This window comes from Mesorhizobium sp. ISC11, assembly GCF_037162595.1.
GTDB classification, from domain to species: domain Bacteria; phylum Pseudomonadota; class Alphaproteobacteria; order Rhizobiales; family Rhizobiaceae; genus Mesorhizobium; species Mesorhizobium ciceri.
On the sequence record NZ_JAVSPW010000001.1, the window covers coordinates 2793272 to 2819097 of the forward strand.

Here is a 25826-nt window from a genome sequence, read left to right on the forward strand (position 1 = left end):
GAGTTGGAGCCTGCCATGGATGCGCCGGGGGCCGCGTCATCGAGAAGTCGGCGTGGCCATAATATTGATATTTGTCGGAAATTTGGCCGCTGGCCGCTGCGGGACCAATGGACATGCCGCCAACAACATCTCCCGCCCCTCTATGTCGATCGGCTCTGGTGAACATCACTGAAGGCTCCGCAATCGCACCACCGCCTTCAATCCGCCCATACCGGACCGTTCGAGCGCCAGAACGCCTCCATACTCGTTGACGAGGTCTGCGACAATGGCCAGGCCCAGACCTGTTCCGGGCTTTGTCTCGTCCAGACGCCGTCCGCGCTTCAGCGCCTCGCGCGCCTTGTCCTCGGGAATGCCCGGACCGTCATCCTCTATGCCGATCTCGAACAGGCCGGCCGGGTCGTCCTTGCCGGTCAAGGGCACGATCGAGACCTGCACCGCGCTCTTTGCCCATTTCATCGCGTTTTCAAGGAGATTGCCCAGCAGTTCCTCAAGGTCCTCGCGCTCGCCGGCGAAGACGATCTCGCCCGCCGGCAGCGACAGCGACAGATTTGTCTGCGGATTGAGCTTCCGCAGAACCCGCACCATGCGCTGCACCAGCGGCGTCACCGGCGTGCGGTAGACGACGCTGTCGCGTTGTGCCGCGACGCGGGCGCGCTGGAGATAGTGTTCGACCTGCTTCTGCATGGAAGCCGCCTGTTCGGCGATCAACTGCCCCTTGGCGCCGCCGAGCGCGCGGCCCTCGTTGAGCAGTACCGCCAGCGGCGTCTTCAGCGAATGGGCGAGATTGCCGACCTGTGTTCGCGACCGCTCGACGATGCGCCTGTTGTTTTCGATCAGCGCATTGGTTTCGTTGGCAAGCGGTTCGATCTCGGCCGGGAAGCGGCCGTCGAGCCTCTGGGCGGTGCCTTCGCGCACCATGGCGAGCGCGTTCCTGACCCGGCGCAGCGGCTGCAGGCCGAGCAGGATTGCGATCGCGTTGATGGCGATCATGCCGACGCCGAACAGGCTGAGATAGGTCAGCAGGCGGCGCTGAAAGGTGGCGATTTCCTGTTCGAGTTCGCTCTGGTTGCCCATGACGCGGAAACGCGCGGCGCGGTTCTTGGCGTCGAGGACGAATTCGCTCTCGAACACTTCGAGTTGCTCGCCGTCGATGCCTTCGGCTGCGTAGCTGCGCTGGAAGCTCGCGTTGAACGGCACCTCGGCAACGCTCGGTGACGGGATCGTCGTGGTCATCGACGACGAATGGAGATCGCCATGCACGCCTTCCGAAGCGGGCTCAACCGACCAGTACCAGCCCGAATTCGGCTCCGAGAACCGGAGGTCGCCGAGATCTGGCGCGCCGGTCAGCGCACCGCTGTCGGAGATGCCGATCGAACCGATCAGGTTGAACAGATGCGCCGAAAGCAGGCTGTCGAAGCCGCGCTCGCTGGCTTGGCGGTATAGGGTGGTGATCAAGGTGAAGATGACAACGAGCGTCACGATCGCCCAGACCGTGGAAAAGGCGATGACGCGGAACGTCAGCGAACGCGGCCACAAACGCAGCGAAAGCGGCGTCCTTGCGGTTGGTTTGAGCGGTTCCGAGTTACGCCTCCGGCTCACGCATGCGGTAGCCCATGCCGCGCACGGTTTCGATCATGTCGATGCCCATCTTCTTGCGCAGCCGCCCGACAAACACCTCGATGGTGTTGGAATCGCGGTCGAAATCCTGATCGTAGAGATGCTCGACCAGTTCGGTCCGCGAGACGACCTCGCCCATATGGTGCATCAGATAGGCAAGCAGGCGGAATTCGTGCGACGTCAGCTTCAGCGGCACGCCGCCGACATCGGCCTTGGAGGCCTTGGTGTCGAGGCGCAGCGGTCCGCAGGTCAGCTCGGACGAGGCATGGCCGGCAGCGCGCCGGATCAGAGCCCGTAGCCTCGCCAGCACCTCCTCGATGTGGAACGGCTTGGTGACGTAGTCGTCGGCGCCGGCATCGATGCCGGAAACCTTGTCGCTCCAGCGGTCGCGCGCCGTCAGGATCAGCACCGGCATCTTGCGGCCGCCGCGTCGCCAGCGCTCGACCACGCTGATGCCGTCCATCTGCGGCAGGCCGATATCGAGCACGACCGCGTCATAGGGCTCGGTGTCGCCGAGGAAATGGCCTTCCTCGCCGTCGAAGGCGCGGTCGACGACATAGCCGGCATCGACCAGCGCATCCGATATCTGCCGATTGAGATCCTTGTCATCTTCGACGACCAGTACACGCATGCGGAGTTCGATACCTGTTGAAGAGCTTTGTCGGATGGAAGAGCTTTGTAGGATTGAAAACTGGGGCAGATATAGGCCGATTCCGGCGGCCTGGGAAACGTAGCCTAAGATTGATTGGATCAGTTCAGCGGAACGACGATCTCGGAACGGCGCGGACGTTGTCCGTCCTTGCCCGGAACGAGCACGACGATGACACAGACAGGCTGACCGCCGCGCGTCGATTGCGAGGCCTTGGCCAGCGTTCCGCCATTCTGCTCAGCCACCTGTTGGCCGATGGCGTAGCAATCGGAGGCCGCCAGTACGATCGGACTGGCAAGGTCGGGCGGCGCGATGACCGGCATCGCCATCGCCTGCGACGCAAACAGCCCGGCAGCACAAAGCGCCAGTGTCGCGGTTCGGAAGTGGGAGCGAAGCGTTTTCATGACCGGCGTTGTAACGCATCGGTGCTGAACGTGAAATGAACGGTGAACGCCGCTGAAAACATCCTCGCCACACCCCTGCAACGCGAGACAGTCAACCTGGGATTTCACCGCCTCGAACAGGCGAAATCCCGCGAAAGTCCAGTCTAGACTCCGTTTTGACCATATTGAAAGCGCATCAGGCATTTTCCTGCGTCATCGCGCGAAAACGCAGCAGCCCGTGATGCACGAGCAGATCCTCGTCATGGCGGGCTTCGGCAAATTCCAGCGACAGTCGTGTCTGGCCGCGAGGGCCGATCACCAATGCTGCGTCGGCAAGGCGCACCTGGATGGCGGCCATGATGGCTAGCGTTTCGGCATCACCATGGGCTTTCGACCAGACATGCAGCGTAATCAACTGATCGTCAGTGTTCTCGATGCCCGTATCCCAGTCGAAAGCGGAGGTATGGCCGCAGGTCACGTACGGAAAAGCGGCGTTGTCGGTTGGCCGTTCGAGCAGTCCGGCGCCGCCCAACAAGGCCGACAGCGATGCGTCGCTTCTCAGCCTGAGAAACACTGCCTGCTGCAAATCGCCTGGCGCGGTCATCGTCTTTTCCTCCGGTTCCTGCGCTGCCGACTGTTGCTTTTCGGAAGCTGTCCGCGTTCTGCGTGTTCTGACAGATATAGCCATTCGACGCGCAGAGGCGATGGCGATTCGTCATCGGAATGATGGATGCCGATGATCTCGAAAGGGCGGCTTTGCCAAGACCACCGTCGCGGGCACCACGCCGTGAACATGGACTCTCGATTCCTGGTCACATATTCTCGCTCCATACAGCGTCGCATGACGCAATGTTTCCTTGCCGTTTTTGATCCAGGAAGCAATTTCGGAAGCTGATGATGCTCGATGCAGAAAAGACCAGGGCTGCGTCGCGGTTGTTGGTAGGCCACTGGGACAAGGGCACCCGTCTCGACGCCATACCCGAGGCGTTGCGCCCACAAACACGGCTCGAAGGTTACGCTGTCCAGTCGCATGTCATGGATCGCTCGGCGGCTCCGCTTTTCGGCTGGAAGATTGCCGCGACCAGTCTGGCGGGACAAAGGCACATCAACGTCGACGGCCCCATGGCCGGACGTCTCCTGGCCGAGAAAGCGGTGGAGATCGGCGGGACCGTTTCCCTGGCGACGAGCAAGATGCGCGTGGCCGAGATCGAGTTCGCTTTCCGTTTCGGCCGCGAGCTGCCGCCTCGTGCGGCACCCTATGAAATCGCCGAGGCGATGGAAGCCGTGGCGAGCTTGCACCCGGCGATCGAAATCCCGGACTCACGGTATGACGATTTCTGCGCCGTCGGGGCGCCGCAGCTCATTGCGGACAATGCCTGCGCCAATCTGTTTGTCATCGGCGAGGCGGCGGAAGACGACTGGCACGACGTGGATCTTGCAAAGCACCCCGTGATCGCGTCCGTTTCCGGAAGGTCGCAACATAGCGGATCGGGAGCAGCCGTATTGGGCGATCCTCGCATCGCGCTTACCTGGATCGTCAATGAACTGTCGGGCCTGGGCATAGCGCTTCAGCCGGGACAGGTGGTGATTACCGGCACCTGCGTGACACCGATAAGCGTCGAGGCAGGCGACGAAGTCATCGGCGATCTAGGCAGGTTTGGCCGCGTCTCGGTGCGGTTTGTCTAGGCTCCGCGCTGCCTGGCCACGAAACTGCGCACCGCCAGCACCAGCACGGTGATGATGATCAGGATCACCGACAATGCCGCGATCGCCGGGTCGATGTTGTCGCGCAAGCCCATCCACATGAGCCGCGGCAGCGTGATGGCGTTGACAGAGGTGATGAACAGGGTGACGCCGATTTCTTCCCAGGACAGCACGAAGGAGAGAAGTGCGGCGGTGACGATGCCGAACTTGATGTTGGGCATGATGACGCGGGTGGCGCGCTCCCACACAGTGGCCCCTAAGCCCCGCGCGGCAAGGTCGATGCGGCGGTCGAGCTGGCTGAGAGAGACCAGCATCAGCACCGTGGCGAAGGGCACGGTCATCACCGAATGGGCCATGGCGACGCCAAGCCAGGTGTCGTAGCCGAAGAACGCGCTGAAACCCGAGATCGAGGTGAGCAAGAAGTAGAGCGTGATCGCCGAGACCACCGGCGGCACCACCATCGGCAGTAGCACGAAGCCGACCAGGGCCGCGGTGAAGCGCGGCTGGAACATCCAGACGCCAAGGCTGAAGCACAGCGCCAGCACAGTTGAAAAGGCGCTGCTGACGACACCGATGCGGATCGAGAGCAGAATCGATTGGAGCCAGCGCGGGTCTTCGATCAGCGCCCGGTAATGGCGCAGCGACAGTTCGCCCGACGGCATGGCCAGCATGCGGCTCGGCGTCAGCGACACCGGGATGACGGCGAGCAGCGGCATCAGCAGGAACAGCGCCACGAAGGCGGCGATGATCAGCGAGACGGGACCGGGGCGGTAGGTCGGCATCAGATCAACTGCTTCGGTCTGACATATCGGAACAAGAGCGCCATCAGCGCGCCGACGAACAGCACCAGCACGACGCTGATCGCTGCACCCAAGCCCCAGTCCGGGCTCTGGAATATCCTGAGATAGATCAGCTCGGCAATCATGACGCTGCGGCCGCCGCCAAGGATCGCTGGCGTGACGAAGAAGCCGAGCGAGAAGACGAAAACGATCATCGCCGCGCCTATGATGCCGGAGCGCGTCATCGGCACGAACACCGTCCAGAAGGTGCGCATGCGGCTGGAGCCGAGCCCGCGCGCCGCCAGGAGCACGCGGTCGTCGAGGCTGCGCATGGCCGATGCCAGCGGAAAAACGGCGAAAGGAATGAGGAAGTGCGTCATGCCGACGATGACGCCGAATTCGTTGCGCACCAACGCCAGCGGTTCGGAGATGAAGCCGATCGCCTGCAGCCACGTGTTGATCAGGCCGCGATTGGAGAGCAGCGCCACCCAGCCGAAGGCACGGGTCAGCACGGAAATCCAGAAGGGAACGAGAATGCAGAACTCGGCGATCAGGCGCTGTGCCGGGGTTCCACGCACCCAGACGACGGTGATGGCGTAGGCAGCGGCCACCGAGACCACGGTGACGACCGCCGCGATGCGCAGCGTGCGGATGAACACCGACTGCACCAGATCGTCGGTGAGCAGCGCCTCATATTGGCCGAGGCCGGGCGTCGGCAGCGTAAAACTCCATTTGACGACGCCGAGGAACGGCCAGGCATAGGCCAGGACAAGAAACAGGAGCAGCGGCGCCATCAACAGCGCCGCGCCCATCCTGTCGGAGAGATAGGATCTCATGTCCACCCGATTATCCCGGCCCTGATCAGGCCGAGATGATCTTGGTGTATTCGTCGAGCGCCGGCCCGTAATTTTTGGCGTACCAGTCCATGTCGAGCGCGATCTGCTTCTTCATGTTCTCGGGATCGACCGGGTTGATGCGCTTCTTGTCGGCCGTGATCAGCGCGTCTGCCGCCGGGTTTGCAGGACCTTGGCCGAGCTTGTCGAACATGACCAGCTGCTTTTCAGGGTCCTGGGCACTGGCGATGAACTTCATCGCAGCGTCCTTGCCGCCGGGGTTGTTCTTGAGCACGGCCAGCGCACCGGGCGAGATCAGTCCCTGATCCCAGATGAACTTGATCTTGCCGCCCGAATCCTGCTCGATCAGCGAAGCGCGCGTCGACCAGACGATCGCCATCGAGGCCTCGCCATTGAGCAGCACGCTCTGGCTTTCGGCGCCGCCACCCCAATAGGCAACGACGTTTTCCTTGAACGCGGCGATCTTGTCATGGGCGCGCTTGAGGTCGAGCGGGTAGAGCGACGCCGGCGCGATGCCGTCGGCCAGAAGTGCTGCTTCCCAGCTCGATACGCCCCATTTGTAGAGCGAGCGCTTGCCGGGGAATTTCTTCACGTCGAAGAAATCGGCCATGCCGGTCGGCGCGTCCTTGCCGTACTTCTCGGAATCATAGGCGATGACATAGGAGAAGAAATAGGTCGAGGCGGCGTATTCCCAACCAAAGCCGGGCCGCATCTTCTTCTTGTCGACGATGTTGTAATCGATCGGCTCGAGAGCCCCTTGGGCGCCGAGCGTGATGGCCGAGAAGGGGTCTACGTCGACGAGATCCCAGGTCGGCGCGCCGCTCTTGAACTGCGCGGCGATGGCGCCTTCGGTCGGACCCGAACCGTCCATCTTGACGGCGATGCCGGTGTCCTTGGTGAAGGCCTGGCCATAGGCGGCATCATAGGCGGTGATGGCATCGCCACCCCAGTTGACCAGCACCAGTTCCTTGGCCTGCGCAAAGGCACCTGTCGAGCGCAGCAGCATCGGCGTGCCGGCCAGCACGAGTGCCGCCAGCTGTGTGAACTGCCGGCGCGAGATCTCGCCGCGACCTGCCCTGGCGGACAGGCTCTCGACGGCTTGTTTTTTGTTGTCATGTGTCATGTCAGTTCCCCTTTTTTGTTGTTGATAGTGCCGGAAAGCGGTGGAGCGACATCTCGCCACACCGTCGTCATTGCCCTCCATGCGGAAGGAGGAAACCCTTTTCCGCCGGCCAGGTGAGCCAGACGGAATTGCCCTTGCTGAGCGCTGCGGCCGCCACCTCGTTCGGCACCGAGACGGTAACCTTGGCGCCTTGCCGTGTCGTCAGGTCGAGCCGCGTCGCAGCACCGAGATAGGTGGAGTTGGTGGCGGTAGCGGCGATGCCATTCTCGCCATCCGCCGCCTCGCCCGATATCGACATGTATTCGGGCCGGATCGCCAGGATGGCATCGCCGCGCACGAGTTCGGCCTTGCAGCCCATGCTGACCGCGCGGTCTTCGCAAAGGCCGGTCGAGCCATTGCCGGCAGGCTTGACGCCCTTCAGCGGCAGCATGTTGATTTCGCCGAGGAACTCGGCGACGAAGCGGTTGTCCGGCCGGTCGTAGACTTCGTCGGGCGCTCCGACCTGCAGCAGTTTGCCGTGGTTGAAGATGGCAACGCGCGACGACAGCGCCAGCGCCTCGCTCTGGTCGTGGGTGACGAAGACGAAAGTGGTTCCGGTTTCCTGGTGCAGCCGCTTCATCTCGGCCTGCATCTGGCCGCGCAGGCTCTTGTCGAGCGCCGAGAACGGCTCATCGAGCAACAGCACGCCAGGTTCGAACACCAGCGCACGGGCCAGCGCCACGCGCTGCTGCTGGCCGCCCGACAGTTGCGCCGGCAGTTTCTTCTCGTGGCCCTTGAGACCGACGCGCTCGATCATCTCGCCGACACGGCGCTTGATGTCGGCGGCCGGTTTCTTGCGCACCTTGAGTGGGAAGGCGATGTTGGCTTCGACGCTCATATGCGGGAACAGCGCGTAGCCCTGGAACACCATGCCGGCGGCACGTTGCTCTGCCGGTCGGTCGGTGATGTCGACGCCGTCGCTGAACAGCTTGCCCTCGGTCGGCTGCACGAAGCCCGCAAGGATCATCAGGAAGGTGGTCTTGCCCGAACCCGACGGCCCGAGCAGGGTCAGGAACTCGCCACGGCCGATATCGAGCGACAGATTGTCCAGCGCACGGAACGAGCCGAAGCTCTTGCCGATCCCGATTGCCTTGATCTCTGCGGCACGGCCGGGTTGCTGCATACTGCCCTTTCCCTAACGCTTGTCGAAATCGTAGGCAGGGTGCCGGCTCACCGCAACCGAATAGTTTTCGCGTGATCGGCAAATTCCATTCATCTATGGCGAGATGGCGCCGCCTTGCCCTCAATACGGCAGAATGCGGTTCTCCTGGAGTTTCGACCGCAGCCATCCCGCGAACGCTTCCAGCACCGGATGCGAAGCCTTGGCGTGTTCGGAGACCAGGAAATAAGAGCGTGGCGACTTGATCGCGATGTCGAACGGCCTGACCAGCCGGCCCTCGCTCAGCGCCCGCCGGCTGGTCAGTTCGTCGCCCATGGCGATGCCCTGGCCGGCAATCGCCGCCGAAAAGACCAGGTTCATGTCGGAAAAGAAGATGCCACCCTCGATGTCGGGGTTTTCCACCTTGGACAGCGCCAGCCAGCGCGCCCAATCCTCGGTGTCGTCGAGATGCAGCAGGTTGGCGCGCAGCACGTCCGACGGTCGGGAAAAACCGCCGACCTTGTTGAGCAGCGTCGGGCTGCAGAGCGGCGTGAACGAGATTTCGCAGAGCGGCTCGACCGCCCGGTTCGGCCAATTGCCGACACCAAACGCAATGAAGGCATCGGCATCTGCGTTGCTGACATCGTCGAGCCGGCGCGGCGTCAGGATGCGCAGCGCCACGTCAGGATACATCTGCCGGAACTCGCCGATATGGGTGCACAAGAACAGCGAGGCGAAGCCGGGCGTGCAACTGACGGCGAACGAGCCGCCGACGCCGGTGCCGGCGTCCCGCGTCACCGCATCGCCCAAAACGGTGAGCGCCTTGCGCACGTCGCTGGCATAGCGCTGGCCGCGCGGCGTCAGCGCCACGCCCTTGCCGATGCGTTCGAGCAGGTCGAAGCCGAGATCGCGCTCCAGCAGACGAAGCTGATGGCTCACGGCGCTGCGGGTCAGGTGCAACTCGTCGGCGGCGCGCCAGACGCTGCCATGGCGGGCGAAGCTGTCGAGCGCACGCAGCGCTTGTGTGGATGGTATACGCAAGGAACCTCAGGTGAACCGAATTTGCACGAACCGGGAAAACATATCACTTTTTAGCGAACCGCTTCACTGCTTTCTTCTCATGCCATGGAGAAACCGGTGGCCACCTCGGCGCAAGCAACCGCCCTTGCCTGTCTCGACGGCATCCAGCCGTTGTTGTCCGCGTGGACACGCATCATCTTCGATTACGGCGAGACCGCGTGGCGGGAATATCAATCCGCCGCCTGGTATGTCGAGCGACTGAAACTCGAAGGCTTTTCTGTCGAAGAAGGCTCCGGCGGCATGCCGACCGCCTTCTGCGCACATTGGACCAACGGCCCCGGCCCGACCATCGGCATGTACGCCGAATACGACGCGGTGCCGGGCAATTGCCAGGATGCCGCTACGGTCGAGCGTCCGCGCCGGGGACTTGGCAACCAGGCCGGCGGCCACACCGACCCGCATTCCGGGCTGGGTATTTCGAGCCTCGGCGGGCTGCTGGCGACCAAGGCCGCGATGCAGCGCCACGGCATATCAGGCACGCTGCGCTTCACCGGCGAGCCGGCGGAAAAGGTGCGTGGGTCAAAGCCGATCCATGCCGCCAAGGGCTATTATGACGGCCTTGCCGGCATGATCTCCTTTCATCCGTTCTACATGCTGCCGCTCTGCAACACGGCGCGCTGGGACACGCATTGCGGCGCGGCCTACGCGATGATCTATCGCTTCATCTGCGACCAACCGGAGCGCTGGGCGCTGGCTGCGGGTGCTGCACCCATTCCGCAAGCACATTCGGCGGCGCGCGCGCCCGGCGCCAACGACGCATTGATGATGATGTACATGGCCTCCAAGGCTCTGCGCGATTCCATGCTGCCTCACCAGGGCGGCTGGTCGATCAGCGAGGCGATCCTGACGGCGGGGCAAGCGACCGCCGACAATTTGCCGGCGGGGCTGGCCGAGATTCAGTACATGATCCGCGTGCCGACGCTTGCCATGGCCGAGCAGGTCACCGCGGTGCTCGACCGCAATGCCGAGGCGGCGGCAGCGATGAGTGATTGCCGCACCGAGCGGCATTGGGTGTCGAAGTCACGACCGGGACTTGCCAATCATGCCATGGCCGAGATCGCCTATGAAGCGCTGTCGGCGGTCGGGCCGCCGCGCTGGGACGAAGACGCCAAGGCAGTCGCGCGCGAAATGCAGGTCAATGCCGGGCGCATGGCGAGCGACGAGCCGTTCATCGAAGAGCTGGAGCGCCTGATCGAGCCGCAGGCGGCGGAAGCGATCCTGCGCCGCGACCTGCCGCCCTCGCAGGTCAATTCGACCTCCGACGATTACACCGACATGAGCTGGCATACGCCGACGGCGCGCTTCTATGTCGCCCGCCCGGCGCTGCGTTCGGAGACCGGCTATCCCTATCCAGCCTGGGTGATGAATGCGCTGGGCGGTATTTCGGCCACGATCGACCCGATGGTGGCCTGCGCCTCCCGCACGATTGCGCTTGCCGCCCTTCGCCTGCTGGAAGACCAGACTGCCCGCGAGGCGGCGATGGACGAGTTCGTTACCCGCACCGGCGGCGGCATCGGCGGTTCGAACTGGATCGCACCGCTTTGCGACTACGAGCCGCCGATCGGGTTTCGCTGGCCAGAATATGTCACCACCCCGCGTGGACGCGACTGGTGGATACCGAGCAATCAGACACCCCCAAGTCACCTCACGAGGAGCATCCCATGACCGTTCATGACCGCATTGTCGCCGAGCCGTTTTCGCTGCAGCGCCGCAACCCCGCCGGCGGCACCAAGCCGCTGACCGCCTGGGGTTTTGCCAACGAGACCGACGTGCTGACCGACGTCCTGCTCGGCTCGCCCAATTTCCTGCGTCATCTGTCGACCAGCTCGCTGTCGCGCAAGCACCTGCGCGAGGCGCCCTGCAACGTGCAGATCGCACAAGCACAGCACAAGGACCTGGTCGCCGCCTACGAGCATTTCGGCGTCAACATCCACTGGCACGAGCCGACGCCCGAGCTGCCGATGCAGGTCTATTCCCGCGATTCCAGCGTCATGACGCCCTACGGCGCCTTCATCACCGCCATGGCCAACTGGTGGCGGCGCGGCGAGAACTATGCCGCGATCCGCACCTATGAAAAACTCGGCATCCCGATCTACGACATGGTCACGGCTGGTACGTTCGAGGGCGGCGACTTCAACGTCATCGAGGATGGCGTCGTGCTGATAGGCTGCGGCGGCGCGCGCACGCAGGAGGAAGGTGCGCGCCAGGTGCAGGCCTGGTTCGACAAGGAAGGCTGGGAAACCCGCATCGCCTTCATCGACGAATATTACGTCCATATCGACCTGATGGTGGTGCCGATCGCCGAAAAACTGACCGCCGTCTGCCTTGCCTGCACCGAGCCCGGCATTGTCGACTGGCTGAAGGGCAAAGGCCACGAGATCATCGACGTGCCGTTCCAGGACACGATGGCGCTCGGCTGCAACTTCATGTCGCTGGGCAAGGACCGGGTGATCGCGCCGACCTCCAGCCAGTCGCTGATCGGCCAGCTCAAGGCCCGCGGTTTCGAGGTCGCGGCCGTCGACATGAGCGAGATTTCGAAGACCGGCGGCGGCATCCACTGCATGGCGCAGGCGCTGAAGCGCGAACCGGCCTGAGCCGGCTCGCCCCTCAGCAACAAACCCGATACTGTGTCTTCGCTGCCCTTGTGAGTGCTGGAAAAATGGAGGAATAGTCTTGCGGAATGCATCGCCCTGAAATTGCCGGTTTGCGGTACTCAGGTCGTGCAATTGCTAGCCGGATTCCGAATGGCCAGTCCCGAACCGCGCAAGAGAAGAGGTCCGATCGCCGCCCGGCTGCTGGCGCTCGACGCGTGGATCGATTCCTCGCTCTACGAGATCGGCTTCAAGGCGCGCCAGTTCTGGGAATCGGCGACGATCTTCTCGCGGCGCTTCCGCGTCAACGGCTGGCGCCGTGGCATCATCGAAGTGTTGAGCGAAGGTTTTACGCTCGGCGCCGGCGGCATCGTGGTGATGCTGGCGCTGGCCATTCCGGCTTTCCAGGATACGGCCGGCGACTGGCGCGCCCAGGGCGACTTCGCCGTCACCTTCCTCGACCGCTATGGCAACGAGATCGGCCAGCGCGGCATCATCCAGCGCGATTCCGTGCCGGTCGACGAGATGCCCGATCACGTCATCAAGGCGGTGCTTGCTACCGAGGATCGCCGCTTCTTCGATCACTACGGCATCGATGTGCTCGGCCTTTCCCGCGCCATCTTCGAGAATGTGCGGGCCAATTCCGTCGTTCAGGGCGGCTCGAGCATAACCCAGCAGCTGGCCAAGAACCTGTTCCTCACCAATGAGCGCACGCTAGAGCGCAAGATCAAGGAAGCCTTCCTGTCGCTGTGGCTCGAGGCCAATCTGTCGAAGAAGGAAATCCTGCAGCTCTATCTCGATCGAGCCTACATGGGGGGCGGTACGTTCGGCATCGAGGCGGCCGCCGATTTCTATTTCGGCAAGAGCGTCAAGGATCTGAACCTCGCCGAGGCGGCGATGCTGGCCGGGCTGTTCAAGGCGCCGACCAAATATGCGCCGCACATCAACCTGCCGGCAGCGCGCGCACGCGCCAATGTGGTGCTGTCCAACCTTGTCGATTCCGGCTTCATGACCGAGGGGCAGGTTCTGCAGGCAAGGCTGCATCCGGCCGATGTCGTCGACCGCGGCGAGCAGAAAAGTCCGGACTATTACCTCGACTGGGCATTCGACGAGGTCAAGAAGATCGCCAAACCGGGCCAGCACTCGCTTGTTGCCCACACCACCTTCGACGCGAACATCCAGAAGGCAGCGGAAGAATCGGTGGAGTTCCACCTGCGCCAGTTCGGCAAGGAGTACAACGTCACCGAAGGTGCCGTCGTCGTCATCGAGACCAACGGCGCCGTGCGCGCCATCGTCGGCGGCCGCGACTATGGCGCCAGCCAGTTCAACCGCGCCACCAAGGCGCTGCGCCAGACCGGCTCGTCATTCAAACCCTATGTCTATGCAACGGCGATGGAACACGGCTTCACGCCCAACTCCATCATCTCCGGCGGCCCGATCAGCTGGGGGTCCTGGTCGCCGCACAATTACAGCGGCGGATCGGCGGGCAATGTAACTCTGATCATGGCTATGGCCAAATCGATCAACACCGTGCCGGTTCGGCTGGCCAAGGATCACCTTGGCATCGGGCCGATCAAGGCCATGGCCGAGGCGATGGGCGTGGAATCGCCGCTCGAAGCGCACAAGACGATGGTGCTGGGCACCTCGGGCATGACGGTGATGGACCAGGCGACGGGCTACAGCGTGTTCGCCGACAACGGTTTCGTCGGCTTCCGGCACGGCATCAGCCAACTCGTCACCCGCACCGGCGAGGTGGTTTATGATTTCGCCAAGGATGCGCCGCCGCCACACCGGGTGTTGTCGGAGCAGGCGCTGAAATCGATGAACACCATGCTGGCGGCAGTACCGGTGATGGGCACGGCGCGGCGGGCCCAACTTCCCAACATCGTCGTCGCCGGCAAGACGGGCACGACGCAATCCTACCGCGACGCCTGGTTTGTCGGCTTCACCGGCAACTACACGGCGGCGGTATGGATGGGCAATGACGATTTCACGCCGACCAAGAACATGACCGGCGGCTCGCTGCCTGCGATGGTATGGCAGCGCCTGATGGTCTATGCGCACCAGAACATCGACCTCAAGCCGATCCCGGGCATCGACAAGCCCTTCGTCGACGAGGAGATCGCTGCCAAAGCCGAGGAAGCACAGAAGAAGAGCGACGCGCAGGCGGTGGCCGATGCAGCCGCCGAACGGCCGCCGGTGCTGTCCAGCCGCACGACGCAGACGCTGCGGGACATGACCAGCCTGTTCCAGTCGGCGCCCGTCCTCAATACGCCTCAACCGCCGGAGACGCTGTCGGCGCTGTGATGGCGCGCCTCTTCCTTCTCCACCTGTGGGAGAAGGTGGATCGGCGCGCAGCGCCGAGACGGTTGAGGGGTGCTGGCCGGATCACCGTCCTTGCGAAGCTGGAACACCCCTCATCCGACCGAGCTTCGCTCGGCCACCGTCTCCCGCAGGTGGAGAAGGAAGAGGCGGCTGCAATTCTACATCGGCCCGCTTGCCACAAGGCCCTGCGCCGCGATATCCCCGAGCGGCAACTCTTCGGTGTCCCCGGCCCTTCATGCTCAAAACTGCCTTCCTGACGTTGCTTTCGCTTGCCATAGCCATCATCGGCGGTGGCGGCAGCGTCTGGTATGCGCTGAAAGTCCAGGATGGCGTCGGCGCCATCCGGATCGGTCAATGGACAGCCTTTCCCGATATCGGCACGCCGTCCGCCGATCCTTATTCCAAGGCTCGCGTGGCGCGCGAGGGCGTGCTTGCACTCGGCCGTGCCGAGGGGCTGTCCTTCGTCGCCGAGCGAGACACGGGCGGCGCCGAGCTCAAGCGCGAATGCACCTACACCATCGAGGGCGGATTTCCGACGGCGCGGTTCTGGACGCTCTACGCCGCCGACCAGTCGCTCAGCGTGGTCGAGACCGGCAAATCCCGGCTGGCGGCGCTGCAATCCTACGGGGTGGTGCGCCAGCCCGACAATTCGGTGATCATTTCCGCCGGCCATCACCCGATGCCCGGCAATTGGCTGCTGACAGACGGCTTCGGCAGGATGTATTTCGTGCTGACCTTCTACGACACGCCAATCGCCAGCAGCACGGGCCTGTCGGACGTCTCGCTGCCGCGGATCGTCAAGGTCGGCTGCGATGCGTAGTTTTTATGCGGCGATGCGCAGACTTTTGCATGCCGTCCTGCTCGGCCTGCTCGGCGCCGGCATTGTGCACATCGCCGTGCTGCTTCTGGTGCCTGAATTTTCCGAACGCGACGCCTGGTCGCGGCTGTCCATGGCTTCGGATCTCTACAAGATGACGCGGCTCGATGCCGAGGCCGGTGGGGCGCCCGTGGTGAAATCCGTCGACCCGCTGTTTTATGCAACGGCGTGCCGGTTCGACCTGGGCGAAGGTTTGGTCCGCGTCAAGGCACCTGGACATGTCCCGTTCTGGTCGGTGTCGGTCTATGACCGCAGCGGCCACAACATCTATTCCTTCAACGACCACACAGCGACCGGCGGCGTTCTGGATGCCGTGGTGCTGACGCCGGCGCAGATGATCGACGTGCGCAAGGACCTTCCAGAGGATCTTCAGGGGGCGATCTTCGTCGAAGCGCCGATCGAGGAAGGCATCTTCGTCATCCGTGCCTTCGTCCCCGACAGCAGCTGGAAGCCGATCGTGTCGCGCTTCTTCGAACAGAGTTCCTGTGAGTTGCAGGACTTCTAGAGCGTGTCGCGTCTGAACGGATTCAGACGACCCGCTTTAGGTCTTTGTTTTCATGCATGTCGTTCTCCAAAACCGAGGTCACTTTTGGGCGACATGCACTAGACATGATCCCGGACCAAAGGTCCGTGGCCGCCGAAACTCAGTGGTGCGGGACCGGCTTCGTCCCTGGCGATCCCGTCTTGTCGGGATCGACCGGCCGCACTTCGCCGGCATGCGACCGCTCATAGCGGATGCCGGGAAAGATGATCACCGCCGCCGGCATTTCGGCGGTTTGCTTTGCTCTGGTGTTTGGTGCCGTACGCGGCACGAAAGACAGTACCATGCCCATGGTTCGCGCATTCCTCTCGGTTTCCCCGGAGCACAACGCAACGCCTCCAAATGTCATTAAGGCGGCAGAGGGTTAACGGAACGCTAACGGATCGTCGCTAACTTGATCTTTGTTCTTGGTGCTCGCGAAACCGACACAATCCCGGTCGAGCGCGCCAAGCTTGTGTCGAGTACGGGCGTATCCTTCGTGTCATCTTCGGACTTCAGGCAAATCGCGGTACGAAAAGACTCGGGAAAGGCCGAAAGGCTGTTCCGCGCCGCAGTGTCGGCGTTCTGCTCGCTCACCCGCCCTTCACGCCGCGAGATCGGCCAGCTCGAAGACCTGACGCTGCCGCTGTTCAATGACGTGTCCGTCGAATCCCGCCGTTACGTGGCAGCCGCCCTTTCCGAATGCGAATACGCACCCGCCGCCCTGGTGCGCCGTCTTTGCGAGGAACCGGTCGACATTGCCGCGCCGTTGCTCATCCGCTCACGCGCCGTCAGCGACATCGATCTCATCGCCCTGATCGGGCGACATGGCCTGCCGCATGCGCGTGCCATTGCGCGCCGCAAGGGCTTGAACCCGACCATTGCTGACCTGATCAGGGCCCTCGAGAGGCCAACCCTGGTGCGCGCGCCGGACCCGGATGCGAACGCCGCTGGGGCAGACAAGATCGCGCCAGCGAGCGCGGATACCGCCTCCGGCGAGCCAGCCCGGGAACAGACACTCGGCATCGCGGCCGAGAATGCACGGCGCAGGCTGCGCTCGATGATGCGCACCGGCGACGAGAAGACAGCGACCGCCGAGCCTTTCAAGGGCGCCGACACCTATATGAAATTGCGCGAGACAGCGCTGACGGGAAACGCCGCGTTCTTCCAGACCGCGCTCGCCGATGCGCTCGACATCGATTTCGAGACCGCGCGATCGCTCACCGCCAACCAGAATTATGCCTCGCTGCTTGTCGCCTTGCGCTCGCTCGACCTCAGCGAAGACAGGGCCTTCCTGGTCACGGTTGCCGTCTATCCCAGCCAGTTCCCGCACCCGCAGGCTATCCGGACTTTCCTCGACCGCTACCGGCTGCTGCATCGCGAGGCGGCCCAGGACAAGATGCGGTCGTGGAGAGCGGAAATCCTTTCAAGGGTGGTTCGCGGCGCAGCACCTGCCAACAGCGATACACGCACCGCTTCGAACAGCGACGATGCGGCGGCTTCTTCCGGCCTCAGGGCGTCTTCACGGAAATAAGCTCCTCGACGGGCACGGCACCGGCCTCGATTTCGACCACCCAGATGTCGGGATCGAATTTTTTCTCCCGTTCCAGCCTGGCTTCGAGCACCGCGGGATCGTCACCAGCTCCGAGCAGAGTGAAAAACCGGTCGTCGGGCTTGGCCGAATCATAGCTTGTCTGCGGCGCCGGCCCGAACAGGGCAACCTCACCCAGCCTGCCCCGCGCCAGCACGAACACAGCGCCGGCCTCGGTCGCGCCACGCTTGACCACGGCGGCAAATCCACCGGCGCCGAAAATCCGGCGCAACAGGGCCGAAACCCACAGATCCGATGTGACGCGCATGAGAGAGCTCCCGAAACTGCCGGTTCTCTATCGATATTTCCGCCGCTCGGCGAGCCGTCGTTTCGGCCGTCAGTTGGTCAGGCCGATCTCGCGCATCTTGACATAGACGATCTCATCGGGCTCGCCGGTCTGCGGCAGCCCGAACAGCGACTGGAATTCCTTGATCGCCGCCTTTGTGCGCGCGCCGACGACACCATCCAGCTGCATGTCGTCATTGCCGAACGCCTTGAGCCCGGCCTGGATCTTGACGATGCGGGCATCGGGCGCTTGCGTCGCGGCATCCGCCTGCCCGGAATTTGTCTGTCCCGAACCTGTCTGCAAAGACACCGGAACGGCGGCCGGCATATCCGGGCGCGGCTGCGGTCTGGGCACGACGGAAGCTGTCTTCGGCGTCGCGCCCAGTTGATCGAGCAGAAGCGCGTCGATCTCGCCGGACGTGTTGAGCCCGACCTTCTGCTGATAGTCCTGGATGGCCTTGCGGGTGTTGGGTCCGGAAATGCCGTCGACCGTCCCGGAATAGAAATCGAGATCCTTCAATATGCCTTGCACCTGCTCGACAACCGGATCGCCCTTGATCGGTGCCGGCGCGCCGGATGGCCGCACGATGTTGAATGTCGTCTCCGGTTCGTCGGGCGTCGCGTGCGGAAAGCCCGCAATGCTGCGGGTCGCAAAAAATGCGCCGGCATGCGGGAAAGGTTGGTACCACAAGGCATTGGCCGAGACATAGAACAGCGTCACCAGGAACGCCGTCGAGCCGCCCACCAGGACAGGATTGCGCGAGATCATGCCGCCGACGGCGACAGCGCCGTCCTGAAAGGCATTGCTGCGGCGCTTGACCGCCTTAGCCGGTTTTGCGGAGCGAGCCATCTCTGTCCCCTTTCGCCATCGCCACAGGCATGGTCAGCACGCCGGTCTTCTCCGCCTGATGTCCCTTCGGTCCGTTCACCGGCAGGCTGATGGTCACCGTGGTGCCCTCGCCTGGCATGCTTTCGATGGACATCGTGCCCTCGTGCAGCGCCACCAGGCCCTTGACCAGTGAAAGGCCAAGACCAGTCCCCTCGAAACGGCGGGTATAGTCGTTCTGGATCTGCATGAAGGGCTTGCCGAGATTGGCGAAATCCTCCTCGGCGATGCCGATGCCGGTGTCCCTGACCCAGAAATGCAGGCGCGAACCGATCCGCTTGGCGCCGACGACGACGTCGCCGCCGTCGGGAGTGAACTTGATCGCGTTGGAGACCAGGTTGATGAGCATCTGCTGCACGGCGCGCTGATCGGCATTGATGTCGCCGGCGTCCGGCGCGATCTGCGCCTGCAGATCGATGTTCTTGGCCTGCGCCTGCAGTTGCATCATCGACTGGCACATATCGACCGCCTCCGCGAACCGGAACGGCTCGGGTTCGGTCGCATAGACGCCCGATTCAATCCTGGACACGTCGAGTATCGAGGTTACGACGGCGAGCAGATGCTGGCCCGAATCCCGTACCAAGCCGACATATTCTTTCTGGCGCGGATCCTTGAAGGCGCCGAACATCTCATGCAGCAGCATATCCGAGAAGCCGATAATGGCATTTAACGGCGTGCGCAGTTCGTGGCTGACCACCGCCAGGAAGCGTCCCTTCGCCACCTCGGCGGACGCGGCCGCCTCATTGGCTGCCGCCAGATCCTCGCGCAACCGGGCGATCTCGTCATTCTGCCTCAGGACGAACGTAAAGACATCACCCTGTTCCTCACCACGCACGAGATCAAGCGAGAACGGCCGGTAATTGTCGGCCGTCAGGCCATTGCCATTCTGAGGCAGCCGGATGCGCAATTCGAGCCGGCGCGACAGTGCGCCGTCGCGCATGTCGGCCATTGCGCTGAGATAGGAAACGCGATCCGACAGATGGACGCGATCGAAGAGGCCGTTTCCGGACAGCAGTTCGGGCGGCAGTTTCAAAAGCGTGCGCGCTTTTGGCGACGCGTCCAGGACCTCGCCATGACGGGCGACGCGCAAGACCACCGCATCGATGATGTCTTCGAGCCGGTCGGCAGTGTCGAGCACATCAGCCGCATCGGCCGTGTTTTGAAATGCCGATGCGCGCGGGATCAGTGTGAGCGTCCAGGCCAACGGCACCAACCAGTGCCACGCCGCGATCTGCGCTCCTGCGAACGGGAATACGGTTCCAGCCAAAGGCTGAGCCAAGATGGCGACAGCGGCCGACACGGCTCCCCACAGCGCCGCCCGCCGCGAAGCGCCGATCCACCAGGCTTCAAAAGGCAGCGCCACGACAAGCATGGCGACAGGCGAACTCAGCCCGCCCGCGGCGGCAATGAGACTGCCGAGAGAAATGCCGGCCAGCACCAGGGCGACCCAACTCGCTATCGCCATCTTGCCGGTCGCCGCCACCAGCAAGGCGACGAACCAGCACAGGCCAAAGGCGGCGAAAATGGCGGCCATGGTGACGGCGACGCCCATGCCTGAAGTAACCAGCGTGACCGCGGCACCGGCGACAAAGAAAGGAGCGGCGAGCATGACGCCGATAAAGCGGCGCTGGCGCTCGCGGTCGCTCCGCCCAAGGATGGACGGATGGACCATACGTTCGCAACCGGCCGAAATCGCGCCAGGCAATTCAACGTATCTGGCCTTGATTGAACTCAACTCAACGCACTCGCACTTGTCGTGGACAGCTCTGCTTTGCAGATGGTTCTGGTTGGCTTTGAAACTCGCATCCAGCGTTTAAGGAATGGATAAGGCAGGGCCGACCAGGGCCCGGCCTGCGGCAAATATCGGGATGCCGGCGGCCGAAAGCACGGACAAATGCAGCCATAGTAAACGGAGAGTTATCCGCCGACTGCACCCATCGGCCGGGCGCACTCGGCACCTGGACTTCCCTATTTCAAGAAAAACACAGGGAAATCATGGGGATATATGGTTATTTGTTGTTAAGGAAAATTGCTCGGATTTGAGACAAGTCGATTGCAGAACGGTTCGTTTCGAATTTGCCTAAAATTTGAGGAAAATTCTCTCTTTGCCCGCAAGCCGTCCTTTGCGCCTGTGTGCCAAAATCCTGCCTACAAAAGAGGTCATGCCATATGGATGCATGATCCGGTCACGACGAGAGGGCAAGGGCATGGTCTTCCTCATAAGAATGGCTTTCTGGTTTTCGCTGGTGCTGCTGGCGCTGCCATTGAGTGTCGGCCCCGATGAAGCGGGGCATGAAAGCGTCGGACCGATCCAAGCCTTGTTTGCGGCACGCGAAGCGGTTGGCGATATCGCCGGCATTTGCGAACGCAAACCCGATGTCTGCGAGACCGGCAAGTCGGCGATGCACACCATTACCGCCCGCGCCAAAGAGACCGCCAAGATCGCGGCAGCGATGATGGACGACAAGTCCGCCGCCGGCCCCGACACGTCGACGATGACCGGCAGCGTGCCCGAAGGAATCGTCTTGCCCGAGACCGTCAACCTGCCGCCTCAGAATTAAGCCGTTTCGACGGCGCACCGCGGGCTGTCTGCCCTCTCGACGCCCGCGGTGTCCTTGTTTTTTCCGTGACGCGGAGCCGCCGCGTGACTATATCCCAGACATGACCACGACGATCCAGACGATCCGCGACGACTTCTCGTTCCTCGAGGAATGGGAAGACCGCTATCGTTATGTCATCGAACTCGGCGAGGCGCTGCCGCCGTTTCCGGACGAGCAGCGCAGCCCCGCCAACAAGGTGCCGGGATGCGTCAGCCAGGTCTGGCTGACCACTGAACGCGGAGCTGGAGCCGATCCTGTCATCACCTTCTCCGGCGATTCGGACGCTCATATCGTGCGTGGGCTGGTCGCGATCATGCTGGCGCTGTTTTCCGGCAGGACCGCCAGCGAAATCCAGAAGACCGATGCGGAAGCGACATTGAAAGAACTCGGCCTCGACGAACATCTGTCGCCGCAGCGCGCCAACGGCCTTCGCTCGATGGTCAAGCGCATCAAGCGCGACGCCGAGGCAGCGCTCAAGCAGACCGCCTGACGCTTCCCGACCCGATCCGCGCGTCGCGGCTCGCAAAAATCAAACGGCGCCCGAAGGCGCCGTTGATGTCGATCCGATCTGGCTGGCAGCAATTACCGCGCTTTGCGCTTGCGGCCGAGACCCATCTTCTTGGCGAGTTGGGACCGGGCAGCTGCATAGTTGGGTGCAACCATCGGATAGGTAGGGTCGAGGTTCCACTTTTCGCGATACTGGTCCGGCGTCAGGTCATAGTGGGTCATCAGGTGGCGCTTCAGCGACTTGAACTTCTTGCCGTCTTCAAGGCAGACGATGTAGTCGTCATGAACCGACCGCTTCGGGTTGACCGCCGGCTTCTGCTTGTCGGCAGGCGGCTGTTCGGCGGTTCCGCCCACACGCCCGAGTGCGGCATGGACATCGGATATCAGGTTCGGCAGTTCGCCGACCGGCACGGGATTGTTGCTGACATAGGCGGCCACCACATCGGCGGTCAATTCGATCAGCGCATCGCTGTTTCTGGAAGGTGTTTCGACAATATCCATGGTCTTCGGTCCCCAACAAGAGTTACATCGATCTGCGCCCTTTTTTACAAGCAGGGCATCGCACGAATTTTGTGCAGGTAGAGTTTCTACGATTCGTGTCGCGGGCACATCAATGAGCGTGCAGACCAAGTAAGTCAATTCACCCCTCGCGCTATATTGAACGATATTGATCAAATGTTCCGCGATCAGCTTCAATCTTTCGTGCATTGTGTAATTTATCGATATTTCGCGTTCCCGTCGGCGGCAGCTGACGCAACGTCAGATCGCCGTTACATTCGTGGCAACTCACGAAACGGGTTTTAATGTTTGATCTTGCTTGGCTATCGCTCGAGAAATATTGGTTGTTCGCATTTGCCCACAAAACCACAGGTTGCCGTGGTCATACACAAGCAATCAGGCGACATGCCAGTCATCCGACCGATCGGCTGATTGCTGCCGCGTCAATCAATGCGGGATGATGTATTTGCCATAGGCCCAGCCGGTGACGAAATTGCCGTTCTGGACCGGATCATGCCAGACTTCGCACCAGCGATAGCGAATCTTTTGTGCCTGCTTCCATGCCGGCTGGTTGGCGATGTCGAGCAGGTTTATTCCGCCGGTGCATCGCCCGGTCATCTGCAGAACGGTACCGTTCGGATATCCCGCCTGCTTTTGGGATGTGCCCGAAGGGTATTTGCGTACATTGAGCGTGTCGCCGAACGGGACATTGGCCACTTGCCAAGCCGCGAATACGGTCGCATGAGACTGGCCGGCAAAGCCCAGAGTTAGCGAAGCAACGGCGAAAGCCGCAGCAGTCCGAGACCAAATAGTCATCATCTCTCCTCCCGGCTCATCTCCTGGAGCCGACACAACCCATACGCTCCGGCTCTTGAACCTGCCCTGATCGGCGTGTTCATTTGCCATTCAAGATACTTCTCCATTCGAGATGGCCCTTCAAGATACTGGCCCATTGAAGATACTGGCAAAGCGAGATGCAATGACCAAGACATCCATATTTCCGATCGTCAGCCCGCCAACGCCCGAGAAGCGGCCGGTTTCCGACACGCATCACGGCATCACGCGAACCGACGACTATGCCTGGCTACGGGCCGACAACTGGCAGGAGATGTTCCGCGACCCGTCATTGCTCGATGCGGGGATCCGCGCAGAACTCGAGGCGGAGAATGCCTACCAGTCGAAGCTGATGGCCGACACGGTCGAACTGCAAAAGCAGCTTTTCAAGGAGATGAAGGGCCGTATCAAGGAAGACGATTCTTCCGTGCCGATGAAGGATGGGCCCTATGCCTACGGCTCGTCCTTTAAACTTGGTGGCGAGCAGCCGCGCTATTTCCGCATGTCGCGCGACGGCGGCGCCGAGCATATCCTGCTCGACGGCGATGCGGAGGCCGCGGGCAAGGCCTATTTCCGTCTTGGCGGTGTCGACCATTCGGCCGACCACGCCAAGCTGCTATGGGCATTCGACGACAAGGGCTCCGAATTCTACACGCTTCGCGTGCGTGACCTTGCCGATGGCAAGGAGCTTGCCGACCAGATCCCCGACACCGGCGGTTCAGGCGTCTGGAACGCAGGCAATGACGGCTTCTTCTACACCCGTCTCGATCCCAACCATCGCCCGTCCAAGGTACTCTTCCATGCGCTGGGCGACAGCCCGGACAGCGACCGGCTGATCTATGAGGAAACCGATCCCGGCTTCTTCATGAATGTCGACGGCACCCGCAACAACGAATGGATCATGATCGGCATCAACGATCACGAGACTTCGGAATACCGCCTGATGCGCGCCGACGATCCGTTTGCCGAACCGAAACTGGTGTCGCCGCGCGAGGTTGGCCTTCAATACGAGCTGGAAGAAGGCGGCGATATCTTCTTCATCCTGACCAATGCCGACGGCGCCAAGGACTTCAAGATCATGACGGCGCCGGCGAGCGATCCCGTGCGCGCCAACTGGCAGGAACTGGTGCCGCACGAGCCCGGCCGGCTGATCCTGTCGGTGATCGGCTTCAGGGACCACATGGTCCGGCTCGAACGCAAGGAAGGCCTGCCGCGCATTGTGGTGCGCGACCGTATCAGCGGCGAGGAGCATCTTCTGTCCCTCGACGAGGAGGCCTTCTCGCTCGGCCTGTCGGGTTCCTATGAGTACGACACCGAGATCATGCGCTTTTCCTACTCGTCGATGACGACGCCCGCGCAGGTGTTCGACTATAACATGCGCACCCGCGAGCGGGTGCTGCTGAAGACCCAGGAAGTGCCGTCCGGCCATGATGCGGACCATTATGTCACGCGGCGGCTGATGGCGCCGGCCAGCGATGGCGAACTGGTGCCGATCTCGCTTTTGCATCATCGCGACACGCCGCTGGACGGATCCGCACCTTGCCTGCTTTACGGCTACGGCTCCTATGGCATCACCGTGCCGGCCGCCTTCAACACCAACTGGTTCTCGCTGGTCGACCGCGGCTTTGTCTTCGCCATTGCTCACGTTCGCGGCGGCAAGGACAAGGGCTATGGCTGGTACGATGACGGCAAGCGGGAGAACAAGATGAACACGTTCACCGATTTCATCGCCGTCGCGCGCCATCTGGTCACCGAGCGTTACACGGCGCATGACCGTATCGTCGCGCAAGGCGGTTCGGCCGGCGGCATGCTGATGGGTGCCGTCGCCAACATGGCGCCGGATTGTTTTGGCGGCATCGTCGCCGAGGTTCCCTTCGTCGATGTGCTCACCACCATGCTCGATGCGACCCTGCCACTGACGCCGCCGGAATGGCCCGAATGGGGCAACCCGATCGCGTCCGCCGACGACTATCGGACGATCGCTGCCTATTCGCCCTACGACAATGTCTCTGATCACGACTATCCGCCGATCCTGGCGCTGGCCGGTCTCACCGATCCGCGCGTCACCTATTGGGAACCGGCCAAATGGGTGGCCCGGCTGCGCGACCGCAAGAGCGGCGACAATCCGGTTCTGTTCAAGATCAATATGGATTCCGGCCATGCAGGCGCTTCCGGCCGGTTTTCGCGGCTGGAAGAGATCGCCTACACCTACTCCTTCGCGCTGAAAGTGATGGGCAAGGCGCAGCTTACGGGAGCAACCAACAAATGATCGACCTGACCACCCTGATCGCCTACATCGCGGTCGTGCTCGGCTTCGTCTTCATTCCAGGCCCCGCCACCCTGCTGACGATCGCCCGGGCAACGAGTTCCGGAACCAGGGTCGGCATCGCGACGGGCGCCGGGATCGCTGCCGGCGACGTCTTTCATACCGTCATGGCCATGATCGGCATCTCGGCGATCATCGCCGCGTCGGCGACGCTGTTCAGCGTCATCAAGTACATCGGCGCGGCCTACCTGGTTTATCTCGGCATTCGCGCGATCATCGAGAAAACACCGGCCAACCCGGCGGCCGGTGCGCTCGCGATCTCCGCCGGCAAGGCGTTTCGACAGGCTGTCCTGACCGAAGTGCTCAACCCCAAGACCGCTCTGTTCTTCCTCGCTTTTCTGCCTCAGTTCGTGCGGCCTGAAAACGGATCGGTGATGCTTCAGATGGCCGCGTTGGGGGTCATCTTCGTCATACTGGGCCTTTTCAGCACGGTCGTCTTTGCCGTGAGCGCTGGCCGGCTCGGCACGTTCCTGCGCCGAAATCCGTCGGTGTTACGATTGCAGGGCAAAGTTGTCGGCGGCATCTACTGCGCTTTGGGCGTCCGTCTGGCGCTGCAGCAACGCTGACTCTGGACGATAATCGACGCACCCTTTCCAGAGGGCTGGGTGTCAGGACTTTTTGAAGCTCCCGTCGCTCATTTTCACTCGCAATTGCGACGA

At 62.5% G+C, this 25826-nt stretch carries 26 protein-coding genes; 11 read left to right on the plus strand and 15 right to left on the minus strand.

What is annotated here, in order from left to right:
- Positions 1 to 165 precede the first annotated feature (165 nt).
- The 4 genes from RPF88_RS13920 to RPF88_RS13935 form a co-directional block, all read right to left on the minus strand.
- A complete protein-coding gene (locus tag RPF88_RS13920; RefSeq protein WP_013532638.1) occupies positions 166 to 1599 on the minus strand; it encodes an ATP-binding protein in 1434 nt (477 codons plus the stop codon).
- The gene (locus RPF88_RS13925) at positions 1583 to 2248 is read right to left on the minus strand and encodes a response regulator transcription factor (RefSeq protein ID WP_013532639.1); all 666 of its coding nucleotides are present in this window, start codon (positions 2246 to 2248) and stop codon (positions 1583 to 1585) included. The genes RPF88_RS13920 and RPF88_RS13925 overlap by 17 nt, the downstream gene beginning before the upstream one ends.
- A gap of 119 nt (positions 2249 to 2367) precedes the next feature.
- A complete protein-coding gene (locus RPF88_RS13930) occupies positions 2368 to 2670 on the minus strand; it encodes a hypothetical protein (protein WP_013532640.1) in 303 nt (100 codons plus the stop codon).
- A gap of 175 nt (positions 2671 to 2845) precedes the next feature.
- A complete protein-coding gene (locus RPF88_RS13935; RefSeq protein WP_013532641.1) occupies positions 2846 to 3253 on the minus strand; it encodes a DUF3168 domain-containing protein in 408 nt (135 codons plus the stop codon).
- 293 nt (positions 3254 to 3546) lie between these two features.
- Between RPF88_RS13935 and RPF88_RS13940 the strand changes: the two genes are divergently transcribed.
- On the plus strand, positions 3547 to 4335 hold the full coding sequence (locus tag RPF88_RS13940; RefSeq protein ID WP_013532642.1) for a 2-keto-4-pentenoate hydratase: 789 nt from the start codon (positions 3547 to 3549) through the stop codon (positions 4333 to 4335).
- Here RPF88_RS13940 and RPF88_RS13945 read toward each other — a convergent pair.
- The 5 genes from RPF88_RS13945 to RPF88_RS13965 form a co-directional block, all read right to left on the minus strand.
- Positions 4332 to 5135 carry an ABC transporter permease gene (locus RPF88_RS13945; RefSeq protein WP_013532643.1) on the minus strand — a complete coding sequence of 268 codons (804 nt, stop codon included), beginning with the start codon at positions 5133 to 5135 and terminating at the stop codon, positions 4332 to 4334. The two genes, RPF88_RS13940 and RPF88_RS13945, sit on opposite strands and share 4 nt — an antisense overlap.
- Entirely contained in the window at positions 5135 to 5968 is an 834-nt protein-coding gene (locus RPF88_RS13950; protein WP_013532644.1) for an ABC transporter permease, read from the minus strand. The genes RPF88_RS13945 and RPF88_RS13950 overlap by 1 nt, the downstream gene beginning before the upstream one ends.
- Before the next feature lie 25 nt (positions 5969 to 5993).
- Positions 5994 to 7109 (minus strand): ABC transporter substrate-binding protein, encoded by a 1116-nt coding sequence (locus RPF88_RS13955; RefSeq protein ID WP_013532645.1) that lies wholly within the window; start codon positions 7107 to 7109, stop codon positions 5994 to 5996.
- Positions 7110 to 7176: 67 nt separating this feature from the next.
- Complete coding sequence (locus RPF88_RS13960; protein ID WP_013532646.1) at positions 7177 to 8271, minus strand: ABC transporter ATP-binding protein; 1095 nt, start codon at positions 8269 to 8271, stop codon at positions 7177 to 7179.
- A gap of 120 nt (positions 8272 to 8391) precedes the next feature.
- Positions 8392 to 9288 (minus strand): LysR substrate-binding domain-containing protein, encoded by an 897-nt coding sequence (locus RPF88_RS13965; RefSeq protein ID WP_013532647.1) that lies wholly within the window; start codon positions 9286 to 9288, stop codon positions 8392 to 8394.
- 84 nt (positions 9289 to 9372) lie between these two features.
- On the opposite strand from RPF88_RS13965, the gene RPF88_RS13970 reads away from it, so the two are divergent.
- From RPF88_RS13970 to RPF88_RS13990, 5 genes are all read left to right on the plus strand, one after another.
- Positions 9373 to 10992, plus strand: a complete 1620-nt coding sequence (locus RPF88_RS13970; RefSeq protein WP_063167697.1) for a hypothetical protein — start codon at positions 9373 to 9375, stop codon at positions 10990 to 10992.
- A complete protein-coding gene (locus RPF88_RS13975; protein WP_013532649.1) occupies positions 10989 to 11921 on the plus strand; it encodes a dimethylarginine dimethylaminohydrolase family protein in 933 nt (310 codons plus the stop codon). The genes RPF88_RS13970 and RPF88_RS13975 overlap by 4 nt, the downstream gene beginning before the upstream one ends.
- Positions 11922 to 12071: 150 nt before the next feature.
- Positions 12072 to 14225: a transglycosylase domain-containing protein gene (locus tag RPF88_RS13980; RefSeq protein WP_013532650.1), complete on the plus strand. Its 2154-nt coding sequence runs from the start codon at positions 12072 to 12074 to the stop codon at positions 14223 to 14225.
- Positions 14226 to 14478: 253 nt separating this feature from the next.
- Positions 14479 to 15063 carry a DUF1214 domain-containing protein gene (locus tag RPF88_RS13985; RefSeq protein WP_013532651.1) on the plus strand — a complete coding sequence of 195 codons (585 nt, stop codon included), beginning with the start codon at positions 14479 to 14481 and terminating at the stop codon, positions 15061 to 15063.
- A complete protein-coding gene (locus RPF88_RS13990) occupies positions 15056 to 15625 on the plus strand; it encodes a DUF1254 domain-containing protein (RefSeq protein WP_013532652.1) in 570 nt (189 codons plus the stop codon). The genes RPF88_RS13985 and RPF88_RS13990 overlap by 8 nt, the downstream gene beginning before the upstream one ends.
- Positions 15626 to 15764: 139 nt before the next feature.
- Here RPF88_RS13990 and RPF88_RS13995 read toward each other — a convergent pair whose 3' ends face one another.
- Positions 15765 to 15953, minus strand: a complete 189-nt coding sequence (locus RPF88_RS13995; protein WP_013532653.1) for a hypothetical protein — start codon at positions 15951 to 15953, stop codon at positions 15765 to 15767.
- 186 nt (positions 15954 to 16139) lie between these two features.
- Here RPF88_RS13995 and RPF88_RS14000 point away from each other — a divergent pair, with 186 nt between their 5' ends.
- Positions 16140 to 17174 (plus strand): hypothetical protein, encoded by a 1035-nt coding sequence (locus RPF88_RS14000; RefSeq protein ID WP_063170191.1) that lies wholly within the window; start codon positions 16140 to 16142, stop codon positions 17172 to 17174.
- Here the strand turns inward: RPF88_RS14000 and RPF88_RS14005 are convergent.
- From RPF88_RS14005 to RPF88_RS14015, 3 genes are all read right to left on the minus strand, one after another.
- Complete coding sequence (locus tag RPF88_RS14005; RefSeq protein WP_013532655.1) at positions 17152 to 17499, minus strand: DUF1491 family protein; 348 nt, start codon at positions 17497 to 17499, stop codon at positions 17152 to 17154. The genes RPF88_RS14000 and RPF88_RS14005 overlap by 23 nt on opposite strands.
- A 69-nt stretch (positions 17500 to 17568) precedes the next feature.
- Positions 17569 to 18366, minus strand: a complete 798-nt coding sequence (locus tag RPF88_RS14010) for a peptidoglycan-binding domain-containing protein (protein WP_013532656.1) — start codon at positions 18364 to 18366, stop codon at positions 17569 to 17571.
- Complete coding sequence (locus RPF88_RS14015) at positions 18341 to 20074, minus strand: sensor histidine kinase (protein WP_013532657.1); 1734 nt, start codon at positions 20072 to 20074, stop codon at positions 18341 to 18343. The genes RPF88_RS14010 and RPF88_RS14015 overlap by 26 nt, the downstream gene beginning before the upstream one ends.
- Before the next feature lie 535 nt (positions 20075 to 20609).
- Here RPF88_RS14015 and RPF88_RS14020 point away from each other — a divergent pair.
- Both RPF88_RS14020 and RPF88_RS14025 read left to right on the plus strand, forming a co-directional pair.
- Positions 20610 to 20963, plus strand: coding sequence for a DUF5330 domain-containing protein (locus RPF88_RS14020; protein WP_013532658.1), 354 nt, complete (start codon positions 20610 to 20612; stop codon positions 20961 to 20963).
- A 100-nt stretch (positions 20964 to 21063) separates the two neighbouring features.
- Positions 21064 to 21492 (plus strand): SufE family protein, encoded by a 429-nt coding sequence (locus tag RPF88_RS14025; protein WP_013532659.1) that lies wholly within the window; start codon positions 21064 to 21066, stop codon positions 21490 to 21492.
- A 92-nt stretch (positions 21493 to 21584) separates the two neighbouring features.
- On the opposite strand, the gene RPF88_RS14030 is transcribed toward RPF88_RS14025, so the two are convergent.
- On the minus strand, positions 21585 to 22010 hold the full coding sequence (locus RPF88_RS14030; RefSeq protein WP_013532660.1) for a MucR family transcriptional regulator: 426 nt from the start codon (positions 22008 to 22010) through the stop codon (positions 21585 to 21587).
- 444 nt (positions 22011 to 22454) lie between these two features.
- Complete coding sequence (locus tag RPF88_RS14035) at positions 22455 to 22823, minus strand: hypothetical protein (protein WP_013532661.1); 369 nt, start codon at positions 22821 to 22823, stop codon at positions 22455 to 22457.
- Positions 22824 to 22986: 163 nt separating this feature from the next.
- On the opposite strand from RPF88_RS14035, the gene RPF88_RS14040 reads away from it, so the two are divergent.
- Together RPF88_RS14040 and RPF88_RS14045 are read left to right on the plus strand one after the other, a co-directional pair.
- Positions 22987 to 25110, plus strand: a complete 2124-nt coding sequence (locus RPF88_RS14040; protein WP_013532662.1) for a S9 family peptidase — start codon at positions 22987 to 22989, stop codon at positions 25108 to 25110.
- Complete coding sequence (locus RPF88_RS14045) at positions 25107 to 25733, plus strand: LysE family translocator (protein ID WP_013532663.1); 627 nt, start codon at positions 25107 to 25109, stop codon at positions 25731 to 25733. Before RPF88_RS14040 ends, RPF88_RS14045 begins: the two co-directional genes overlap by 4 nt.
- The last annotated feature ends 93 nt before the right edge of the window (positions 25734 to 25826 follow it).